Below are 21,198 nucleotides of genomic sequence, written 5' to 3' on the forward strand. Positions count from 1 at the left end.
TCAGGCGGCCTGTTGCTGCGTGAGGTGGAGGAACACGTCCTCGAGGTCCGCCTCGCGGGTCGAAACGTCGACGATGCCGAGGCCGGTGGCGCTGATCGCCTGCAGCAGCTCGCCCGCGGTGAGCACGCCGCGATTGTAGGTGAGGGCGAGCTGGCGGGGGCCGAGCAGCTCCGCCTTCTCGGCGGGGAGCCCAGCGGGCGGCGTTTCGAGGTCGCGGTCCACCGTGACGATCAGGCACTTCTCCTGCGCGCTGGCGAGCAACGCGTGCGTCTCGTCGTTCGCCACCACCTCGCCGTGGTTGATGATGGCGATGCGGTCGCAAAGCTCCTCGGCCTCTTCGAGATAGTGCGTGGTGAGCACCACCGTCGTTCCCGCCGCGTGCAGCTCGCGCACGTAGGACCAGAGCTGCTGGCGAAGCTCGATGTCGACGCCCGCGGTGGGCTCGTCGAGGATCAGGATCGGCGGGTTGTGGACGAGCGCCTTGCCGATCAGCAGACGCCGCTTCATGCCGCCCGACAGCGTGCGGGCGTAGGCGTGCGCCTTGTCTTCGAGGCGCAGCGCGCGGAGAATCTCCATCGAGCGCCGCTCGGCCTTCGGCACGGCATAGAGCCCGGCCTGAATCTCCAGCGCCTCGTAGGGCGTGAAGAAGGCGTCGAACAGGATCTCCTGCGGCACGATGCCGATGGCGCGCTTGGCGTTCCTCGTATCGCGGTCGATATCGAAGCCCCAGATGCGCGCGGTGCCGCCGGTCTTGTTGACGAGCCCCGCGAGGATGTTGATCAGCGTCGACTTGCCCGCGCCGTTCGGGCCGAGCAGGCCGAAGATCCGGCCGCGCGGCACATCGAAGCTGACGCCTTTCAGGGCGCGCTTGCCGTCCGAATAGGTTTTTTCGAGGTCACGGATTTCGATGGCGGGCTGCATGGACGCCTCGCATAGCGCGGACGCCCATGCCCGCCAAGCGGACTTACGCGGCCTCCACCATCGCGGCGATGGCGTCGGGCGGCAGGTTGGTCGCTTCCTTGGCGATCTCGGCGACGATGCGGTCCGCGACCTCCTTGTGGTAGTGCTTGCGCATCTCGCCGAGCGTGGCGGGCGGCGCGATGACGATGAGGCGCCCGGTCTTGCCCGCCAGCGCGCGCTTTTTCAGGATCTCGGCGACCTCGACGGCGAAACGATCCTCCGCGAGCTGCTTGAAGTCCGTCTCCTCGTAGCCGTGCCGCCGCGTGCCGACGCTCTGGAAGCTGCGGCCGGGCCGGTCGCTCGAAAGCTCGCGGTCGGGAAGCAGCTCCTGCGCCTCCTCGCGGATCACCTGGAGATCGGGGAACTTCGTGTCGCCTTCATTGACGAGCAGCAGCAGCTTGCGCCCGTCCGCAACGCAAATCTCGGTCTTGTGCTGGAGGATCATGGCGTCTCTCTTTTCTGCCTGTGTGTGAAGCTTCAACGAAGCATGGCGAAACCGGTTGCGGGCCAAAGGCCGCCGTTCCATAGAGCCTTCGCCATGCATGATATCCGCTTTATCAGGGAAAACCCCGCCGAATTTGATCGAGGTCTAAGTCTGAGGGGCCTCGCGCCGCTGTCGGCGGAAATCCTCGGCCAGGACGCGGCGCTGCGCGAGACGGTGACGACGCTGCAAGCCGCGCAGACGCGCCGCAACGAGGCCTCGAAAGCGATCGGCGCGGCGAAGGCGCAGAAGGACGAAGGGGCCGCCGCCGTGCTGATGGCCGAGGTTTCCGAACTCAAGACGCGCATCCCCGACCTCGAAGCGAAGGAACGCGCGCTTTCCGAAGCGCTGAATGCGCAGCTTTCCGGCATCCCCAACCTGCCCGCCGCCGACGTGCCGGAGGGGCCGGACGAGACCGCGAACGTCGTGCTGAAGACGTGGGGCGAGCCGCACGCCTTCGATTTCACGCCCAAGGAACACGACGCCGTCGCCGCGCCGCTCGGCCTCGATTTCGAGCACGCCGCGAAGCTTTCCGGCGCGCGCTTCGCGGTGATGAGCGGCGGCGTCGCCCGCCTGCACCGTGCGCTCGCGCAGTTCATGCTCGACCGGCAGGTGGCGAACGGCTTCACCGAGACCGCCGTGCCGCTGCTGGTGCACGACGAGGCGGTGTACGGCGTCGGCCAGCTTCCGAAGTTCGGCGAGGACATGTTCCGCACCGAGGACGGCCGCTGGCTGATCCCGACCGCCGAGGTCAGCCTCACCAACCTCGTCGCGGACGAGATCGTCGACACGGCGAGCCTGCCGCTGCGCTTCACCGCGCTCACGCCCTGCTTCCGCGCCGAGGCGGGCGCGGCGGGGCGCGACACCAAGGGCATGATCCGCCAGCACCAGTTCGAGAAGGTCGAGATGGTGGCGATCACGACGCCCGAACAGTCCGAAGCCGAGCACGCGCGCATGACCGAATGCGCCGAAGGCGTGCTTCAGGCGCTCGGCCTGCCCTACCGCGTGATGCTGCTGTGCACCGGCGACATGGGTTTCGCGTCGCGGAAGACGCACGATCTCGAGGTCTGGCTGCCGGGGCAGGGCTGCTACCGCGAGATTTCCAGCGTCTCCAACTGCGGCGACTTCCAGGCGCGGCGCATGAACGCGCGCCACCGCGCCGCAGGCGAGAAGGGCACCGAATTCGTCCACACGCTGAACGGCTCGGGCCTTGCGGTCGGCCGCACGCTCGTCGCGGTGCTGGAGAACTACCAGCAGGCGGACGGATCGGTGACGATCCCTGAGGCGCTGCGGCCATACATGGGCGGGGTGGAGGCGCTGCGCCCGTGAGGATCCTGCTCACCAACGACGACGGCTACCACGCCCCCGGCATGGCGGTGCTGGAGGGAATCGCGCGCGAGATCACCGACGATCTCTGGGTGGTCGCGCCCGCCGAGGAACAGTCGGGCGCGGGCCACTCGCTGACGCTGACGCAGCCGATCCGCCTCCAGAAGCACGGCGAGCGGCGCTTCGCGGTGCGCGGCACGCCGACCGACAGCGCGATGATGGCGCTGGGGCACCTGATGAAGGACAACCCGCCCGACCTCGTGCTCTCGGGCGTCAACCGCGGCGCGAACCTCGCCGAGGACGTCACCTATTCGGGCACGGTCTCGGCGGCGATGGAGGCGACGCTCTACGGCGTGCCCGCCATCGCGCTCAGCCAGTGCCTTGGCGACATGCGCGCGGCGCAGGCCTTCGAGACGGCGACGAAGTGGGGCGCGACCGTGCTCCGCGCGCTCGCCGCCAGGACATGGCCGAAGGGCGTGCTGATGAACGTGAACTTCCCCGCCGTCGCGCCGGACGCCGTGAAGGGCGTGCGCGTGACCGAGCAGGGCTTCCGCGACTACGGCGCCACCGCCATCGAGGAGCGCGTCGATCCGCGCGGTTTCACCTACTACTGGTTCGGCCTCGGCCGCGAAGCCTCGGAGGCCGGGCACCTGACCGATCTCCAGGCCACCCACGAGGGACTGATCTCGGTGACGCCGCTGCACCTCGACCTGACGCACTACGAGACGCTGGACGCGCTGCGGGATGCGATGAAGCACCTCGGCTAGGCGCGATCCGCGATTCAAATCCGCATCGCACCGGGTTAGAGACGGTTCCATGTTCCGCTTCGCCGTTCCTTTCGTCCTGCTTCTCGCCGCCGCCTGCTCGGCGCCCTCCCGCCCGCAATTCCCCGTGCCGACGCCGAAGAAGCCGATCGAGAGCACGGCCACGCCTGCGCCCGCCGCCTCGAAACGCGCGCCGTGGAAGCCGGTGAAGGTGGTGCCGGACGCCGTGGACGTGCCGCAGCAGACCGTGACCGTGCAGCGCGGCGACACGCTCTCCCAGATCGGCGCGCGCACCGGCTCCTCGGTGCAGGCGATCGCGCAGGCGAACGCAATCCAGCCGCCCTACACGATCGAGGTGGGGCAGGTGCTGACCATCCCCGGCGGCCGCTATCACACCGTGAAGGCGGGCGAGACAGGCATCACCATCGCGCGCGCCTACGGCGCGGACTGGGACCGCATCGTCGCCACCAACGAACTGAAGGCGCCCTACACGCTGCGCGTCGGCCAGCGGCTGCGGCTGCCGACGCGGGAGCAGGTGCGCGAGATGACGCTCGCCGAGCGCGCCGCCGCCTTCACCATCGACATCGACGATCTCATCTCCGGCAGCGAGCCCGCCGCCACCGAGGCCGCAGCCGCCGCGCACCCGGCGGGCGAGACCGCGCCGCCGCAGGCCGTCGCCGCGCTGCCGCCGCCCCCGGCGTTCAACGGCCGCTTCATCGCGCCCGTGGACGGCAGGCTCATCAGCCGCTTCGGCGCGAAGTCCGGCGGCCTCTACAACGACGGCATCAATCTGCGCGCACCCGCCGGAGCGCCGATCCGCGCCGCGGCGAACGGCGTCGTCGTCTACGCCGGAAACGCCATCGAGGGCTTCGGCAACCTCGTCCTCCTGAAGCACGACGGCGGATGGGTGACGGCGTATGCGCACGCCGAGGACCTGCTCGTCATCCGCGGCGACACGGTGCGGCAGGGCGACCCCATCGCCCGCGTCGGCAAGACCGGCTCCGTCGACGAGCCGCAGCTCCACTTCGAGATCCGGCAAGGCAAGAAGCCGGTCGACCCGCTGCCGCATCTGCCGGGTGTGGGGTAAACAGCGCGGTCAGCAGCGGGGGGAGATCATGGGGATGGTCATGTTCATGAAACGCGGCGCAGCGGGCGCGCTGTTTCTTCTCGCCCTGTCGACATCGCAAGTCCACGCCGAGGAAACGAGCAGAAATACATCCTTCGTCGACTGGGCAGAGGCCGTGGCCAACCGCGAGAACATGGCAACGCCCCCGAAGTTCATCGAGGGACCGTATGCGACGCTGACCGAGTCCGAAAAGGCGCTTGGGCATCATGGGCCGGTCGTGGTCGAAGGGATCATCGACGTGGACGGCCGTATGCGCGAGCCCCGCATCAAGGTCAGCAGCAGGGCCGAGGCCGTTGACGCCATCGCGCTGGGGGCGGCCGAGGCCTCGACCTTCTCGCCCGCGATGGATGCCGCCGGCGCAGCGCTTGCCGTGGTGGTGGCGATGCCCTTCGATCTGGTGTCGTACAAAAGCCGCTCCGGCGGCATGTTCGAATATCGGTGCGGCCAGTTCGTGCGGGACATGGACTGGTGGAAACGTGCGCATCCGGAAGAGGCATATAAAAAGCATGAACTCTACACGATGCAGCTCGGCTTCTTCATGTCGGGCCTGGTCCTGAGGTCAGGCAAGGAGCAGGAGCGGTTCCGCGCCGAGATCGAGCGATTTGACGAGCGCTGGCTTGCCGCCATCGAAACCTGCCGGAAGAAGCCGAAGCTGTTGCAGAAAGACGTGATCTTTCGGCAATAGGGCAAAGCTTCCGCCGCACGCTTCCCCTTGCGTTTCGGCGCGTCTTCCTTCACTGGCGCGCGGCTCATGACGACGAAAACGCTTCCCGCACCGCCGAAGGTCGGCATGGTGTCGCTCGGCTGCCCGAAGGCGCTGGTCGACAGCGAGCGGATTCTGACCAAGCTGAGGTCCGACGGCTATGCGATGAGCCCGGACTATGCGGGCGCGGACGTCGTGCTGGTGAACACCTGCGGCTTCCTCGATTCCGCGAAGGAGGAGAGCCTCGCCGCGATCGGCGAGGCGATTGCCGAGAACGGCCGCGTGATCGTGACGGGCTGCATGGGCAGCGAGGCGGACGCCATACGCGCGCGCTTTCCGGCCGTGCTCGCCGTCACCGGCGCGCACCAGTACGAGGCGGTGGTGGAGGCGGTGCACGAGGCCGCGCCGCCGGTGCCCTCGCCGTTCGTCGATCTGGTGCCGGAGGCGGGGCTGAAGCTGACACCGCGTCACTATTCGTATCTCAAGATTTCGGAGGGCTGCAATCACCGCTGCAAATTCTGCATCATCCCCAGCTTGCGCGGCGATCTCGTCAGCCGGCCGGCAGCGGCGGTGGTGCGGGAAGCCGCGAAGCTGGTGGAGGCGGGCACGAAGGAACTGCTCGTCATCAGCCAGGACACGTCGGCCTACGGCGTCGACATCCGCCACGCGGCATCGACGTGGGCGGGCCGCGAATACCGCGCGCACATCACCGATCTGGCGCGCGACCTCGGCGCGCTCGGCGCGTGGGTGCGGATGCACTACATCTACCCCTATCCGCACGTCGACCAGCTGATGCCGCTGATGGCGGAGGGGCTGGTGCTACCCTATCTCGACATTCCGTTCCAGCACGCGAGCCCCGCCGTGCTGCGCCGCATGGCGCGGCCCGCGAACGAGGCGAAGGTTCTGGAGCGCATCGGCAAATGGCGCACCCTCGTGCCCGACCTCGCCATCCGCTCCACGTTCATTGTCGGCTTCCCCGGCGAGACGGAAGCGGATTTTCAATACCTGCTCGACTGGCTGGAGGCGGCGGGCATCGACCGCGCCGGATGCTTCAAGTACGAGGCCGTCGAGGGCGCCGCGGCGAATGCGCTGGACGGCGCCGTGCCCGAAGCGGTGAAGGAGGAGCGCTGGCACCGCTTCATGGAAGCGCAGGCGCGGATTTCGGCGGCGCGCCTGCAAAGCCGCGTGGGCCGCGAGATCGACGTGATCATCGACGAGGCGGACGAGGACGGCGGCGCCACCGGGCGCTCGCAGTGGGACGCGCCGGAGATCGACGGCCAGGTACTGCTGCGCGACGCCGACGTGGCGCCGGGCGACATCGTGCGCGTGCGCATCGAGGACGCCGACGAGACCGACCTGTTCGGCGTTCCGGCGCGCTGACGATCCCGCTTCAGACGAAGATCTTGCCCGGGTTCATGATGCCGTTCGGATCGAGCGCGGCCTTCACCGCGCGCATCGCGGCAAGCTTGGCGGGGTTGCCGAGGCGCGCGAGCGTCTTTGCCTTCGACGTGCCGATGCCGTGCTCGGCGCTGATCGAACCGCCGTAGCGCGCGACGATGTCGTAGATTTGGTCGCTGACCTCGTAGCGGCGCGCCATCAGCTCGGTGCGCGGGCCGGGCTCCGGGGTCTTCACGTTGAAGTGCACGTTGCCGTCGCCGAGGTGGCCGAACGCCAGCACCTCGGTGCCCGGCCAGTCCGCCGTGATGATACGGGTCGCCTCCTCCATGAAGCGCGGCATGTCGGAGACCGGCACCGAGACGTCGTGCTTCACCGAGGGGCCGTCGACCCGCTCGGCTTCCGGCACGTCCTCGCGCAGGCGCCAGAAATCGAGGCTCTGCGCGCGGGTCTCGGCAAGCGCCGCGTCGCGCACCAGCCCGTCCTCGAACGCGGCGGCAAGGCCCGTCTCGAGCGCCTGCCGCTGCGTTTCCCCGGCCATCGCCGAGGTCGCCTCGACGAGCACGTACCACGGATACGCCGCCGACAGCGGATCGCGCGCGCCCGGGATGTGCCGCAGCACGAGGTCGATGCCGAGGCGCGGGATCAATTCGAAGGAATCGAGGCTGTCGCCGGTGGCCTTCTTGAGACGGCCGAGCAGCGCGAGCGCCGCGTGCGGATCGGCGAGCGCAACGAACGCCGTCGCCACCTCGCGCGGCGCGGGCACCAGCCTGAGCGACGCGGCGGTGACGAAGCCGAGCGTGCCTTCGGCGCCGACCAGCAGCTGCTTGATGTCGTAGCCGGTGTTGTCCTTCCGGAGCGGCGTGAGCTGGTCGAGGACGCTGCCGTCAGGCAGCACCGCCTCCAGCCCGATCACCTGCGCGCGCATGTTGCCGTAGCGCAGAACCTGCGTGCCGCCCGCGTTCGTCGAGATGAGGCCGCCGATCGTCGCCGAGCCCTTGGCGCCGAGCGACAGCGGGAACATGCAGTCCGCGTCCTCCGCCGCCTTGTGCAGCACCTCGAGGATCACGCCCGCCTCGGCGACGACGGTGAAGCCCGGCGCGTCGAGGCTGCGGATACGGTTCATGCGCTCCATCGAGACGAGCACGGCGCGGCCGTCCGCCTCCGGCACGCCCGCGCCGACGAGGCCGGTGTTGCCGCCCTGCGGCACCAGCGGCGTCCCCGTCTCGTTCGCGATCCGCACGATGCGGGCCAGCGTCTCCGTGTCGCGCGGCAGCAGCAGGAGCGGCGAGACGCCCGTCTTCTGGCCGCGCCAGTCGGTGAGCTTCGGGGCGAGACGGTCGGGATCGTCCGACCAGCCGCCGGGTCCGGCAGCCTCGCGGAAGAGGTCGAGAGCGGGGGTTTTCGGGTGCGTCGCCATGGCGCTGCACGCTTTAGGAGAAAGCGCAGCCTTGCGGAAGCTGCAACGTCTTTCGGCACGGACCCTGCAAAAACCGATAGTCCGAATGACCACAAGCGTTGCAATCCGGCAACGGTTTGCTGTCAGCCGTGTCAATACACCCTGTTCAAAACCGGGGGGCGGCTCGGCATCGCTGGACAAGCCCTTGAATCCGGGTTTCTATGCCGTTCGAGCGGTATAGGGGAGGCTATCGCTGTGATGGGCTGGGCCTCCTCCCGCCGTCCGACGCGCCCCGCCAGAACAGGCGCGCGGATGCAACGGTAACCTTGGGAGGGTACTCGTCATGCAATCACGTTTCCGCGCTCGTAGTGTCTTCGTTTCCAGCACCTCCGCCCTTGCCGTCCTGATCACCTCGCCCGCGCTCGCGCAGGTGACCGAGCAGAGCGATTTCGGCATCGAGACCATCATCGTCACCGCCCAGCGCCAGGCGGAATCGCTGCAGGACGTGCCGATCGCCGTCAGCGCCTTCTCGGCAGAAGCGCTGGAGCGCCAGCAGATCGAGAATTCGAGCGACCTTCAGCTCACCCTGCCGAACGTGACCTTCAGCAAGACGAACTTCACCTCGTCGAGCTTCACGATCCGCGGCATCGGCGACCTGTGCGTCGGCGTGACCTGCGACGCCGCCACTGCCGTCCACGTGAACGACACGCCGCTGCTGCAGACCCGCCTGTTCGAAACCGAGTTCTTCGACCTCGAGCGCATCGAGGTGCTGCGCGGCCCGCAGGGCACGCTGTTCGGGCGCAACGCCACCGCGGGCGTCGTCAACGTGATCACCGCGAAACCCGACCTCGGCGGCTTCGGCGCGGCGGGCGACGCCGAATACGGCAACTTCAACGCCTACAAGCTGAAAGGCATGATCAACCTGCCGATCGGCGAAACGCTCGGCATCCGCCTCGCCGGCTTCTACCAGAAGCGCGACGGCTACACGGAGAACGTCTACGACGGCAAAGACATCGACGACCGCGACATGTACGCGCTCCGCGGCTCGCTTCGCTGGGAGCCGACCGACAGCACGACCGTCGACCTGATGGCGTACTACTTCCGCGAGAACGACAACCGCGCCCGCATCCAGAAACAGAAGTGCCAACGCGATCCGACCGGCGTTCTCGGCTGTCTCCCCGGCAGCCTGAAATTCGAGACGCTGAACGGCAACGCAACGGTCGCCGCGATCCTCACATCCCGGGAGTTCCTGTCCGCCCAGGGAATTCCGACCGCTTTCGGGCTCGGCAGCCTCTACGGCACAGACGTCTACACCGGGTTCACCAACCCCGCCGACGTCCGCAAGGTGAACACGGACTTCACGCCGACGTACTTCACGGATGAAGAACAGTATCAGGCGCGCATCACGCAGGACATCGGCGCCTTCACGGCACAGCTGACCGGCCTCTACCACAAGAGCACGGTCGACTCGATGCAGGACTACAACCTGTCCGTGCAGAACCGCGCCGGTTATACTCCGGCGCTGACTGCGCTGTATGCGGGCGCGAACGGTTTGCTCGGCGCTGATCTGGTGCCGTACCTTTCACCTGTCGCCGGAGCGCTCATTCCGGGCGGCCCCGGCGGCGTGCTCTGCACGTCGGACGCCGAACCCAGCGGCACGGGCAGCTATGGCGGTCATGTCGTCTGCGCCGCGACGCCGCAGGATTTCGACAGGTCCGTCCAGACCAGCAAGGACTGGTCGGTCGAAGGCATCCTCACCAGCAACTTCGACGGGCCGCTCAACTTCCTGATCGGCGGCATCTACGCCGACCTCAAGCTCAGCGAAAACAGCTATTATGTAAACGCCTTCGGCTTGGACTATGCGACGGGCGTCCTCGGAGCGTTCAACGCCTATGGCAACGGTCTGCCTCCAAGCTTCCTCGGCACGCCGTCGTACCGCAACAACACCGACTACTTCCGTCTGAAGTCCTACGGCATTTTCGGGGAAGCCTATTACGAGTTCAGCGACCGCGCGAAGCTGACGCTCGGCCTTCGTTACAACAACGACAAGAAGATCGTTCGCGCACGCACCACACTCGCGAACTTTCTGGTGCCGCACGGCCTCGATCAGGCATTCGATTCGCCCCTTGCGGCGCGCTTCGACGCGGACCCGGCCACGGTCTGCCCGCCGGGCCTGCCGCTTGGAGCAGCCGGGTCGGTCGCCGGGTGCGAAGCCTTCCAGAACCGCAAGGTCGCGTTCAAGGAATGGACCGGCCGCGCCGTGTTCGACTTCAAGATCACCGACGACAACCTGCTCTACGCGTCCTACTCGCGCGGCTACAAGTCGGGCGGTATCAACCCGCCGCTGTCGCCGATCTTCGCGGTTTCCGACAGCTTCGAGCCGGAGTTCATCGACGCCTTCGAGATCGGTTCCAAGAACAGCTTCCTCGACGGTACGCTGCAACTGAACCTCACGGCCTTCTACTACAAGTACAAGGGCCTGCAGCTCAGCCGCATCGTCGCCCGCACCTCGGTGAACGACAACGTCGACGCCGACATCTACGGCCTCGAGGGCGACGCCATCCTGAGCCCGACGCGGGGACTGCTGTTCAACATCGGCTTCAGCTACCTGCACACCAAGGTTTCGAGCGACAAGTACCTCTCGAACCCGCGCGACCCGTCGGGCGGGCGCTCGGACGCGGTGATCATCAAGGACATCACCAACGCCGCGAACTGCGCTGTGGTGCCCACCACGGCCGGAAACGCCGCGGGCGCCAACGCGTTCGTGAACTATGTCAATGCGAACGTCATCAACACGAGCATCGTGACGACGAGCGGACTCGTGCCGAGAACGCCGTCGCAGCCGAACGAGGCGCCGCTCGGGGGAACGACGCCCTTCCCCTCCGGGAGCGGCATCAGCGCGACGGGCGCGTTCAGCATCTGCAGCGTGCTCACCGCGGCCGCTGCCTCGGCGGGAGCCCTGTTCGGCGGCGTGGAGGTCGCGCCCTCCGGCGTCGAGGTCAACCTCAAGGGCAACAAGCTGCCGCAGGCGCCGAACTACAAGTTCTCGGTGGGCGCCCAGTACACGGCGAACTTCGACAACGGCATGTCGCTCACCCCGCGCGTCGACCTCACCTACACGGGCGACAGCTATGGCAACATCTTCAACGGGCCGGTCAACAAGATCTCGGGATACGCCCAGATCAACGCCCAGCTGCAGCTGAACGGCACGAACGACCGCTGGTACATCCGGGGCTTCGTGCAGAACCTGCTCGACAACAGCGCGACGACGGGCATGTACGTGACCGACGCATCGTCCGGCCTGTTCACGAACATCTTCACGCTGGAGCCGCGCCGCTACGGGGTCGGGGCCGGCTTCAAGTTCTAGGACCGGGTACACATCGGGATGCGGGCGGGGCTTCGGTTCCGCCCGCATTTTTTGTAAAGGCTAAATTCAGGATACACGCTATATCGCGCCCTGAAACGGGCGGGGACTCATGCTGAATCAGGGCTTCTACACGATCGAGAAGCGCGCGGTGCGGGCAAAGGGCCCGTTCACCACGGGTCCGCTCGTCATCGGCCTTGCGCATTTCGTCGTCGCGCTCATCAACATCCGCCTGACGACGTGGTCGGTCGGCATGGCGACGGTGTGGGCCGCGAACGCGCTCGTGCTCGCCGCGCTGCTGGTCGTGCCGACACGGCGCTGGACTCCCTATGTCGTCTCGGTCTGGGTCGCCGGTTTCGCGGCCAACCTGCTCGGCGGCTATCCGGCCTTCGCGGCGGCCCCCTTCGCCGCGGTCAACATCGCCGAGGCCGCCCTTGCCGCGCTTCTCACGCGGCGCCTGATCGGCGGGCCGCTGCAGCTGGAGCACCCCGACCATCTCCTGAAATTCATCGCATCGTCCCTCGTCGCTGCCGCATTCTCGGCCTCGCTGAGCGCGCCGTTCATGTCCGCGGCGGTGGACGAGGCGATGGGCCGCAGCTGGCTGTCGTGGTTCGCCTCCGACACGCTCGGGCTGCTGCTGGTGACGCCGATCCTGCTCATCGTCTTCGCGATCTGGTCCGGGAAGCGCTCGTTCCTGCAAGGCCGCAGCGTAATCGAGGCCGCGGCGCTGTTCGCGCTGGTGACGGGCCTCAGCGTCATGGTGTTCGCGCAGACGCGCTGGCCGATGCTGTTCCTGCTGCTGCCGCCGATGCTGCTGACGACGTTCCGCCTGCGCTCGGCGGGCGCCACGGTCGCCATCGTCACCGTCGCCTGCATCGGCTCCTATTTCACGACCATCGGCTCCGGGCCGATCGCCCTGATGCCCGGAGACGTTGCCGACCGCATCTACTTCTTCCAGTTCTTCCTGGCGGTCGCCTTCCTCCCGGCGCTCCCCGTCGCCTCGGTGCTCGACGAGCGCGACGCGCTCGCCGCGATCGCCGAGCGGCAGGCCTCGACGGACGAGCTGACCGGAACCGCCTCCCGGCGCATGTTCCTTGCCCGACTCGAGGCCGCCGGCGAAGCCGCCAACGCGAACGGCACCGCCTTTTCGGTGGCGCTGTTCGACGTCGACCACTTCAAGTCCGTCAACGACCGTTTCGGCCACGACGTCGGCGATGCCGTGCTGCGTCATGTCGGCGCACTCGCCACGGCCATCGTCGGGCGGCACGGGCTCGTCGGGCGGCTCGGCGGCGAGGAGTTCGCCGTGCTGATGCCGGGCCGCAGCCTCGATCAGGCGGCGGGTCTCTGCGAGGCGCTGCGCAAGGCGTGCTCCGACACCGACGACATGCCCGAGGGCGTCGTGCCGGTGACGATCAGCGTCGGCGTGGCGGCAATGGCGCGCGGATGCGCGCCCGCCGACGCCCTGAAAGCCGCCGATGCGGCCATGTATCTCGCCAAGACCGGGGGCCGCGACCGGGTGCAGATCGTCCGCTGAGACACGATTTCGTCGGCCCCCGGTACGCGGCTTTCTTGACATTTGGCCGGGAAGCGCCAAAAGCGCCGCGCAGGGCCTTTCTTTAACGCCTGCACAAGGTCATTGAATTTGAGCTTTCACGCCCTCGGCCTTTCGGACGAGCTTCTCGCGGCCGTTGCCGACAGCGGCTACAACGAGCCGACCCCCATCCAGCGGCAAGCGATTCCGCTGGTGCTGATGGGCCGCGACATCATCGGCGTGGCGCAGACGGGCACCGGCAAGACGGCCTCCTTCGTGCTGCCGATGATCGACATCCTCGCCCATGGCCGCGGCCGCGCCCGGATGCCGCGCTCGCTCATCATCGCGCCGACGCGCGAGCTGGCCGACCAGGTGGCGCAGAACTTCCTGAAGTACGGCAAGAACCACAACCTCTCGATGGCGCTGCTGATCGGCGGCGTCAGCTTCGGCGATCAGGACAAGGCGCTGGAGAAGGGCGTGGACGTGCTGATCGCCACGCCCGGCCGCCTGCTCGACCAGTTCGAGCGCGGCAAGATCCTGCTGTCGGGCGTCGACATCCTCGTCATCGACGAGGCCGACCGGATGCTCGACATGGGCTTCATCCCCGACGTCGAGCGCATCTGCTCGCTGCTCGGCCCGAACCGGCAGAGCCTGCTCTTCTCCGCCACCATGGCGCCGCCCATCAAGAAGCTCGCCGACCGCTTCCTCAAGGACCCGCGCATGATCGAGGTGGCGCGGCAATCGAGCACCAACGCCAACATCGCGCAGTCGCTGCTGATGACCGGGCCGCGCGAGAAGAAGCAGGCGCTGCGCGGCCTGCTGCGCGCTGCGGAAGTGACGAGCGCGATCGTCTTCTGCAACCGCAAGCGCGACGTGAAGGAGCTCGCCGACTCGCTGAAGCGCGACGGCTTCCGCGCCGGGCAGATCCACGGCGACATGGAGCAGCGCGACCGCCTGTCGACGCTGGAGGACTTCAAGGCCGACCGCATCTCGATCCTCGTCGCGTCGGACGTCGCCGCCCGGGGCCTCGACATCAAGGGCGTCAGCCACATCTTCAACTACGACGTGCCGTTCAACGCCGAGGACTACGTCCACCGCATCGGCCGCACCGGCCGCGCCGGCAAGACCGGCATCGCGGTGACGCTCGTCACCCCCGCCGACGCCGAGCTCGTCGCCGACATCGAGAAGCTGATCGGCGTGCGCATCGACCGCCGCGGCAATGCGCCGCAGGCCGATACCGGCGACGGCGGCAAGGACGACCGCGCGCCCGCCGCGAGGGCAAGGGGCGGGAAGCGCGCCCGGGACGGCGACCGCAAGCCCGCCGCGACGCCGCCCGCCGAACAGGCGCCGGCACCGGCTCCAACACCGTCACCAGCACCGGCATCCCGGGCCGCGCCCCGGCCGCGCCGCGACGAGGACATCGACGACGGCAGCTGGAACGGCCCGGTCCCCGACTTCCTTTCGGTGTCCGCGCGCGCCTGATTTTACGGGCCTTTTCGGAAATTTTAACCAGAGCCTGCGATAGGTCTGCATGAATGGGCCGGCCGGTCGGGGCTTCCGTGTGCCGAAACGGGCACGGAAACGCCGCGGGCGGGCCTCAGGGGACATTCGGCGGGCCAGATGACAGATACGGGGCAGATATTCGACGAAATCCGACAGCACATGGAGGCTGGAGGGATCGCGCCGACGCCCGCGAACTATGAATTCTGGTATCGCTACGTCACCGGGTCCGACCCCGAGCTGCGCGTCGCCGTCGATGCCGTGATGCAGACGGTCGGCCGGGTCTCGACGCGGGCGATGCACAATATCCGCCGGGAGCTTTACGGCGCCTCGCTGCCCTCCGACCTCAGCGTGCTCATCGACCAGACGCAGGCGCAGCTGAAGCGCATGGCGCACTATGTCGAGGAGACCGGCGGCAACGCCAAGGACTACAGCCGCGCGCTGCGGGAAAGCTCCAACAGCATCAACGCCGCCGGCGACGTCGACACACAGCGCGCGCTGCTCGCCGAGCTCGTCAGCGCGACAGGCGCGATGATCGACAAGACCGAGCGGCTGGAAGCCCAGCTTGCGATCTCGGGCCAAGAGATCAACATGCTGAAGCAGGACCTGGAGACGGCGCGCACCGAAAGCCGCACGGACCCGCTCACCGGCCTTTCGAATCGCAAGGCGTTCACCTCGTATCTGGAGGCGCAGGCGGGCCGCGCGCTCGCCGACCGCAAGCCGCTCTGCCTCGCCTTCTGCGACATCGACCACTTCAAGCAGTTCAACGACACGTGGGGCCACCGCATGGGCGACGAGGTGCTGCGCCTCGTCGGCCAGAGCCTCGAACAGCTTTCGCACGGCGTCGGCTACCCCGCGCGCTTCGGCGGCGAGGAGTTCGTGATCGTGCTGCCCGGCAAGACATTGCAGGCCGCGCACGACATCTGCGAGCAGATCCGCGACTACATCTCGTCGCGCAGCGTGCGGGCCAAGAACAGCAACAAGGAGGTGGGCCGCATCACCCTGTCGCTCGGCATCGCGCAGCTGCGCTGGAACGACACGGTCGACACGCTCGTCGAGCGCGCCGACATGGCGCTCTACCGGGCCAAGGAGACGGGCCGCAACCGCGTCGTCGGCGAGGACGAGCTGGAAGGCGCGGCCACGCCCAAGCCCGCCGCGCACGCTGCCTGAGCGGACGCTCGCTTCTCCTCAAGCGTTTCTGAAGCGATCCGTCTCTTCGATGAGATGGTGAAGGATTCCCGGCTCCGAATAGGCGTGTCCAGCGCCGTCGACGAGATGGAACGCCGCGTCGGGCCAGGCCTTGTGCAGCGCCCAGGCGTAGCGCGCGGGGCACGGCATGTCGTAGCGGCCGTGCACGATGGCGCCCGGAATGCCGCCGAGCCGTCCGGCGTTCTTCAATAGCTGGCCCTCTTCGAGCCATGCGCCGTGATGGAAATAGTGGTTCTCGATCCGCGCGAAGGCGAGCGCATAGTGGCCATCGCCGAACGATTCGGAGAGCGCGGGATCGGGCAGCAACGTGACCGTCTCGCCCTCCCAGACGCTCCACGCCTTCGCCGCGGCGAGCTTCGCCGCCTCGTCGTCTCCAGTGAGCAGGCGGCGGTAGGCGCCGATCATGTCGCCGCGCTCCGCCACCGGCACCGGCGCGACGAACCGCTCCCACTTGTCCGGGAAGATCTCGGAGACACCGAACTGGTAGTACCACGCGAGTTCCGGCCGCGTGCACATGTAGATGCCGCGCAGGATCAGCGCGCTGACCCGCTCGGGGTGGGTTTCGGCGTAGGCGAGCGCGAGCGTCGAGCCCCATGAGCCGCCGAACACCAGCCATGTCTCGGCGCCGACGAGCGCGCGCAGCCGCTCGATGTCGGCCACGATATGCCACGTGGTGTTCGCCTCCAGCGACGCGTAGGGCAGCGACCGGCCGCAGCCGCGCTGGTCGAACAGCATGACGTCGTAGACATCGGGATCGAACAGCTGCCGGTGCGCGGGCGAGAAGCCGCCGCCGGGGCCGCCGTGCAGGAACACCGCGGGCTTGCCGCCCGGCTTCCCCGATCGCTCGTAGTAGACCCGATGCCCGTCGCCCACGTCGAGCATACCCGATTCATACGGCTCGATCGCCGGATACAGTGTCCGCAACGCACCCATCGCCCGCTCCTCGTTCGTCCGGCGGGAGCGATGCCGCATCGCGGTCGCAAAGACAATTGCCCTTTAGCGCCAGGGGCGTAGCGGCACCGTGACGGCGCTTGCGGCATCGGCCCCGAGCGACGCGCGGAACCGCTCCGGCCCGTCCTCCGGGTAGCGGCGGAACACGTCCGCATGGGCAGATACCATGACTGGGCGCTCCGGCCTGCCGCGCGCCGTCACGAGACCCTTGCCTTCCGGGCGCGCGCGAACGCCCACATCGCCGCGCCGAGACCCGCCCAGAGCGCCAGCGCCGCGGCCTCCGGCAGGCGTTCGCCCGCGTCCGCGAGGATCGTCCATGCCGAATAGATCGCCACGCCCGCGAGCGCGAGCACCCCCACCCACGCAGCCAGCACGGGAAAGCCGCCAGCTCCCGAGCCGCGCCGGAGCGCGAGGCTCGACAGGCAGGCGCCGATGAAGGCAACCGCGAAGCCCATCGCACCGATCTGCACCAGCGGTTCGATGAAGGCGCGGCCCACGAGACCGCCGAGGAGCGCGATCACGCCCACGAACAGCACGGCGTTCGCGGGCGTGCCGTTCTTCGAATGCACGCACGCGAGCGCTGACGGCAGGGCGCCGTCCTGCGCCAGCGCATAGAGCAGCCGCGAGGCCGCGAACATCGCCGCGTTCCACGCGCTGAGCAGCGCGACGACGCCGGCGACGAGCACGATACGGCCGCCCCACGGACCCGCCACCGCCTCCATCGCCGCCACCACCGGAAGCTCCGCGCCGTCGAGGACACCGCGCGGCGCGGCGAAGGCGGTGGCGGTGATGACGGCGACGTAGAACAGCGTCGTCAGCAGGATCACCATGCCGAGCAAACCGGCGAGCGCGCGCGCCGCCGGGCGTTCCCGCGCCTCGCCGAGCGCCTGCGGCAGCGCGTTGAAACCGCAGAACCACGCCGGCACCATCACGAGCACGGCGAGCACGCCGCGCCACGGCGCCTCCGCAGGCAGAAACCCCGGCTCCAGATTGGCGGGCGTACCTCCGGCGAAACCGATGGCGACGAATCCGAAGCTCAGCAGCACCTTGCCCACCGTGACCGCCACCTGCACGCGCGCCGATTGGCGCGCGCCGAAATAGTTGATCGCGGTGAAGAACAGCGCGCCGCCGATGATGACGGCAAGGTCGAGCAGGCGCACCGGCACGCCGACCGACGTGTAGAGCGTCGGCCCGGTGAAATCCGGCACCAGCACGCCGAGCAGCCACGCGAGCGCCAGCCCTTCGAAGCCGCAGATGCCGACGTAGCCGAGAAGCGCGCTCCAGCCGACCACGAAGCCCCAGCCGCGCCCGAACGCCATCGAGACATAGCCGTACTCGCCGTTCGCCTCCGGCGCCCGCGTCGCGGCCTCGGCGTAGCAGAGCGCGACGAGCCCCATCACCGCGCCGCCGACGAGGAACGCGAGTGCGGCCCCCAGCGGTCCCGCGCGCGCGATCCAGCCGCCGGTCACGACGATCCAGCCGACGCCGATCGTCGTCCCCATGCCGATCGCGGCCAGCTGCAACGGCGTGAGCGTGCGCCGAAGGCCGGGTGCGCTCACCCGCGCGTTTCCGCGAACAGGCGTTTCAGCGCCGGCTTGTCGATCTTTTCGGTCGGCGTCTTGGGCAGCAGGTCGAGGAACAGGACGTGCTCCGGCACCATGTAGCGCGCCATGCGCCCTTCGCAGTAGGCGCGCAGCTCGTCGTCGGTGAGCACGGCGCCGGGGCGGAGCACCACCGCGACGGCGACGTCCTCCTCCGTCGCCGGGCTCGGCACGCCGAACGCCGCGGCCTCGAACACCGCCGGATGCGTCTCGATGGCGCGCTCGATCTCGAGCGCCGACATGTTCTCGCCGCGGCGGCGGATGATGTCCTTCTTCCGGCCCGCGAAATAGAGATTGCCCGCCGCGTCCAGCCGCCCGAGGTCGCCCGTGTAATACCAGCCGTCGCGGATCAGCTCCGCGTTCACCTCGGGCATGCCGAGATAGCCGCTGAACATCAGCGTCGGATCGTGGGGCCGCGTGACGATCTCGCCGACCTCGCCGGTGGGAACCGGATTGCCTGCGTCGTCGAGCAGTTTGAGCGCGAACTCCGGCGCGGTCCGGCCGCAGCTGCCCTTGGGATAGGTTTCGCCGAGGTTCTGGAACACGCACACGCCGCCTTCGGTGCTGCCGTAGCCCTCGAACAGCGGGAAGCCGAAGCGGGCCTCGAAGTCCGCGCGGAATTCCGGCATCGGCAGCCCCCACGCGAGGCGGACGCGATGCTCGCGGTCGCGCGGATCGGGCGGGCGCTGATAGAGGAAGGTGAGCGTCGAGCCCATGAAATCGAACATCGTGGCGTCGAAGGCCCGGATATCGTCCCAGAAGCGCGAGACGCTGAAGCGTTCGCCGAGCGCGGCCGTCGCGCCCGTGACGAGCGATCCCATCACCGTGCCGATGGTCGCATCCCAGTGATAGAGCGGGAACGGGCAATAGACGACATCGCTCTCCCTCAAATCGAAATGGCGCGAGGTGAGCCGCGCCTGCCCGACGAGATAGCCGTGGCTGAGCTGCACGGGCTTCGACACGCCCGTCGAGCCCGACGTGAACTGGATCATGGCGATCGTCGTGCGCTCCACGCCGGCGCACGGCGCAGGCGTCTCCGCCGCGATGTCTTCCAGACCGCGGACGCGGACCGGGCCCATGTCGGGTGCAGGCGCGCCGACGACGATCACATCCTGCACCGAAGGGAGATCGGGCAGCACGCCGGCGATCAGTTCGGCGAAGTGCGGCGCCAGGACGATCAGCCGCGCGCCCGTCGCGTTCAGCGCGGCGACCAGCTGGGCACCGCGGAACTCGGTGTTGATCGGCGCCCATACCGCGCCCAGCCGCATGAGCGCGAACCATGCCGCGGCGGCGGCGATGCCGTTCGGCAAGAAGGTCGGCACGATGTCGCCGGGGCGAACGCCGGCGGTGTGGAGCCGCCCGGCCGTGGCCTCGGCAAGCGCGAGAATCGCGGCGTAGCTGACACGCCCGCTGTGGAACCGCAGGAAGTCCTTGCCTGCAAGCGTTTCCGCCTGCGCCTCGAGCAGGTCCCAGGCCAGAAGATCGTCGTTTTTCATCACAGCAGCCCGTCGGCGCGGCAATCGTCGAGCGCCTCGATGAACGCGCCGGTGGCGCGGTCGATCATGGCGTCGTCGTGCGCGGCGGAGAGGAAATAGACGTGGAAGCTCGGCAGGAGCACGCCGCGATCGAGCACGAGCGCGTAGAATGCCTCCTCGGCGGCGCGATTGCTCGGGTAGGTCTCGCGGAAGGAATGGATCGGGCCTTTCCGGAAATGAAAGCACTGGATCGACGCGGCGTGCATCAGCGTCACGTCCATTTCGTGCGTCTCGCAGTGCGCGGCAACCGCTCCGGCCATGCGCGCGCCCCGCGCCTCGAGCGCGGGATAGAGCGTGTCCTTGCGCGCCTTCAGCGCGCGCAGCGTCGCCGCGCCCGCGGCCATGGTCAGCGGATTGCCGTTGAAGGTTCCGCCCGCGAACACGCCCGCCGTGCCGCCTTTGGCGAACAGCCCGAGAATATCGGCGCGGCCGCACACCGCGCCGACAGCCGTGCCCCCGCCGATGATCTTGCCGAACGCCGCGAGATCGGGCGTGACGCCGTAATAGACCTGCCCGCCGCCGTAGGCGAGGCGGAAGCCCGTCACCACCTCGTCGAACATCAGGAGCACGCCCGCCTCGTCGCACACCGCCCTGAGGTCGCGCAGATAGGCGCCGTTGTCGAGATGCGGCACGGTGTTCTGAACGGGCTGGATCACGACCAGCGCCAGCTCGTCCCGGTGCTTGCGGATGAGATCGAACGCGGCCGCGTTCCGATAGGGCAGCGCGAGCATCGTCCGGTCGCGCACCGCGCCGGGAATGCCGCCGCCGACCGTCCTGATGCCCGGTGCCGCCTCCGGCGTCGTCGGGTCTTCCTGCACCAGCGCATAGTCGTGCGTGCCGTGGTAGCCGCCGCCGAACACCGCGACCCGGTCCTTGCCCGTGAACGCGCGCGCGAGCCGCATCGCGAACATCGTGGCTTCCGTGCCCGAGTTCTGGAACGCTACTTTCCCGGCGCACGGCACGGCCTCCGCGAGCAGCTCGGCGAGCTCGATCTGGGCGGTGCCCGGCAGGATCGTGTGCCAGCCCCTGTCGATCTGGCGGTGCATCGCGGCCACCACCTCGGGCGGGCGGTGGCCGAGGACGAGCGACCCGAAGCCCATCGCGAGATCGAGGTAGGCGTTGCCGTCCACGTCCGTCATCCACGCCCCGTCGCCGCTTTCGATGTAAAGCGGCACCGGCATCGCAAAGGTGGGAACCGCCTCGAGCGCGAGCAGCCGCGCGGCGCGCGGGCGCATCGCCGCCGAGCCCCGCGTGCGGGCGCGCAGCCTCTCGAGCGCCGCAGCCTTGCGAGGCGTTGCATCAGACATCGTGATCTCCGAAGTGGCGGCGCGCCCATGAACGATGCGGGCGCGC

17 protein-coding genes are annotated in these 21,198 nt (G+C 68.6%); 9 read left to right on the top strand and 8 right to left on the bottom strand.

From position 1 onward, the window contains the following. Both PE061_RS05095 and PE061_RS05100 read right to left on the bottom strand, forming a co-directional pair. Entirely contained in the window at window positions 1–921 is a 921-nt protein-coding gene (locus tag PE061_RS05095) for an ABC transporter ATP-binding protein (protein ID WP_271258075.1), read from the bottom strand. 43 nt (window positions 922–964) lie between these two features. Continuing rightward, window positions 965–1,405 (bottom strand): host attachment family protein, encoded by a 441-nt coding sequence (locus tag PE061_RS05100; protein ID WP_271258076.1) that lies wholly within the window; start codon window positions 1,403–1,405, stop codon window positions 965–967. Between the two features lie 93 nt (window positions 1,406–1,498). Between PE061_RS05100 and serS the strand changes: the two genes are divergently transcribed. The 5 genes from serS to rimO all read left to right on the top strand — a co-directional run bounded on the left by serS (window position 1,499) and on the right by rimO (window position 6,740). Next, a complete protein-coding gene (serS, locus tag PE061_RS05105; RefSeq protein ID WP_271258077.1) occupies window positions 1,499–2,770 on the top strand; it encodes a serine--tRNA ligase in 1,272 nt (423 codons plus the stop codon). Further along, window positions 2,767–3,534, top strand: coding sequence for a 5'/3'-nucleotidase SurE (gene surE, locus PE061_RS05110; protein WP_271258078.1), 768 nt, complete (start codon window positions 2,767–2,769; stop codon window positions 3,532–3,534). The genes serS and surE overlap by 4 nt, the downstream gene beginning before the upstream one ends. A 49-nt stretch (window positions 3,535–3,583) precedes the next feature. Continuing rightward, a complete protein-coding gene (locus PE061_RS05115; RefSeq protein ID WP_271258079.1) occupies window positions 3,584–4,618 on the top strand; it encodes a peptidoglycan DD-metalloendopeptidase family protein in 1,035 nt (344 codons plus the stop codon). Window positions 4,619–4,658: 40 nt separating this feature from the next. Next, window positions 4,659–5,342 carry an energy transducer TonB gene (locus tag PE061_RS05120; RefSeq protein ID WP_271258080.1) on the top strand — a complete coding sequence of 228 codons (684 nt, stop codon included), beginning with the start codon at window positions 4,659–4,661 and terminating at the stop codon, window positions 5,340–5,342. A 66-nt stretch (window positions 5,343–5,408) separates the two neighbouring features. Then, on the top strand, window positions 5,409–6,740 hold the full coding sequence (gene rimO / locus PE061_RS05125) for a 30S ribosomal protein S12 methylthiotransferase RimO (RefSeq protein ID WP_271258081.1): 1,332 nt from the start codon (window positions 5,409–5,411) through the stop codon (window positions 6,738–6,740). 10 nt (window positions 6,741–6,750) lie between these two features. Here rimO and PE061_RS05130 read toward each other — a convergent pair whose 3' ends face one another. Next, window positions 6,751–8,175, bottom strand: coding sequence for an FAD-binding oxidoreductase (locus PE061_RS05130; RefSeq protein ID WP_271258082.1), 1,425 nt, complete (start codon window positions 8,173–8,175; stop codon window positions 6,751–6,753). Window positions 8,176–8,497: 322 nt separating this feature from the next. Here PE061_RS05130 and PE061_RS05135 point away from each other — a divergent pair, with 322 nt between their 5' ends. The 4 genes from PE061_RS05135 (at window position 8,498) to PE061_RS05150 (ending at window position 15,719) form a co-directional block, all read left to right on the top strand. Beyond that, window positions 8,498–11,521 carry a TonB-dependent receptor gene (locus PE061_RS05135; protein ID WP_271258083.1) on the top strand — a complete coding sequence of 1,008 codons (3,024 nt, stop codon included), beginning with the start codon at window positions 8,498–8,500 and terminating at the stop codon, window positions 11,519–11,521. A gap of 109 nt (window positions 11,522–11,630) precedes the next feature. Continuing rightward, window positions 11,631–13,052, top strand: coding sequence for a sensor domain-containing diguanylate cyclase (locus PE061_RS05140; protein WP_271258084.1), 1,422 nt, complete (start codon window positions 11,631–11,633; stop codon window positions 13,050–13,052). A gap of 108 nt (window positions 13,053–13,160) precedes the next feature. Then, complete coding sequence (locus tag PE061_RS05145; RefSeq protein WP_271258085.1) at window positions 13,161–14,531, top strand: DEAD/DEAH box helicase; 1,371 nt, start codon at window positions 13,161–13,163, stop codon at window positions 14,529–14,531. Between the two features lie 138 nt (window positions 14,532–14,669). Continuing rightward, entirely contained in the window at window positions 14,670–15,719 is a 1,050-nt protein-coding gene (locus PE061_RS05150; protein WP_271258086.1) for a GGDEF domain-containing protein, read from the top strand. Between the two features lie 18 nt (window positions 15,720–15,737). Here PE061_RS05150 and pip read toward each other — a convergent pair whose 3' ends face one another. From pip to PE061_RS05175, 5 genes are all read right to left on the bottom strand, one after another. Next, entirely contained in the window at window positions 15,738–16,691 is a 954-nt protein-coding gene (gene pip, locus PE061_RS05155; protein ID WP_271258087.1) for a prolyl aminopeptidase, read from the bottom strand. A 63-nt stretch (window positions 16,692–16,754) separates the two neighbouring features. Continuing rightward, entirely contained in the window at window positions 16,755–16,877 is a 123-nt protein-coding gene (locus PE061_RS05160) for a hypothetical protein (protein ID WP_271258088.1), read from the bottom strand. A gap of 29 nt (window positions 16,878–16,906) precedes the next feature. Next, window positions 16,907–18,268 carry an APC family permease gene (locus PE061_RS05165; protein ID WP_271258089.1) on the bottom strand — a complete coding sequence of 454 codons (1,362 nt, stop codon included), beginning with the start codon at window positions 18,266–18,268 and terminating at the stop codon, window positions 16,907–16,909. Beyond that, window positions 18,265–19,806 carry an AMP-binding protein gene (locus tag PE061_RS05170; RefSeq protein ID WP_271258090.1) on the bottom strand — a complete coding sequence of 514 codons (1,542 nt, stop codon included), beginning with the start codon at window positions 19,804–19,806 and terminating at the stop codon, window positions 18,265–18,267. Before PE061_RS05170 ends, PE061_RS05165 begins: the two co-directional genes overlap by 4 nt. After that, the gene (locus PE061_RS05175; RefSeq protein ID WP_271258091.1) at window positions 19,806–21,152 is read right to left on the bottom strand and encodes an aspartate aminotransferase family protein; all 1,347 of its coding nucleotides are present in this window, start codon (window positions 21,150–21,152) and stop codon (window positions 19,806–19,808) included. Before PE061_RS05175 ends, PE061_RS05170 begins: the two co-directional genes overlap by 1 nt. Window positions 21,153–21,198: the final 46 nt, after the last annotated feature.

This window comes from Sphingosinicella microcystinivorans, assembly GCF_027941835.1.
Classification (GTDB): Bacteria; Pseudomonadota; Alphaproteobacteria; order Sphingomonadales; family Sphingomonadaceae; genus Sphingosinicella.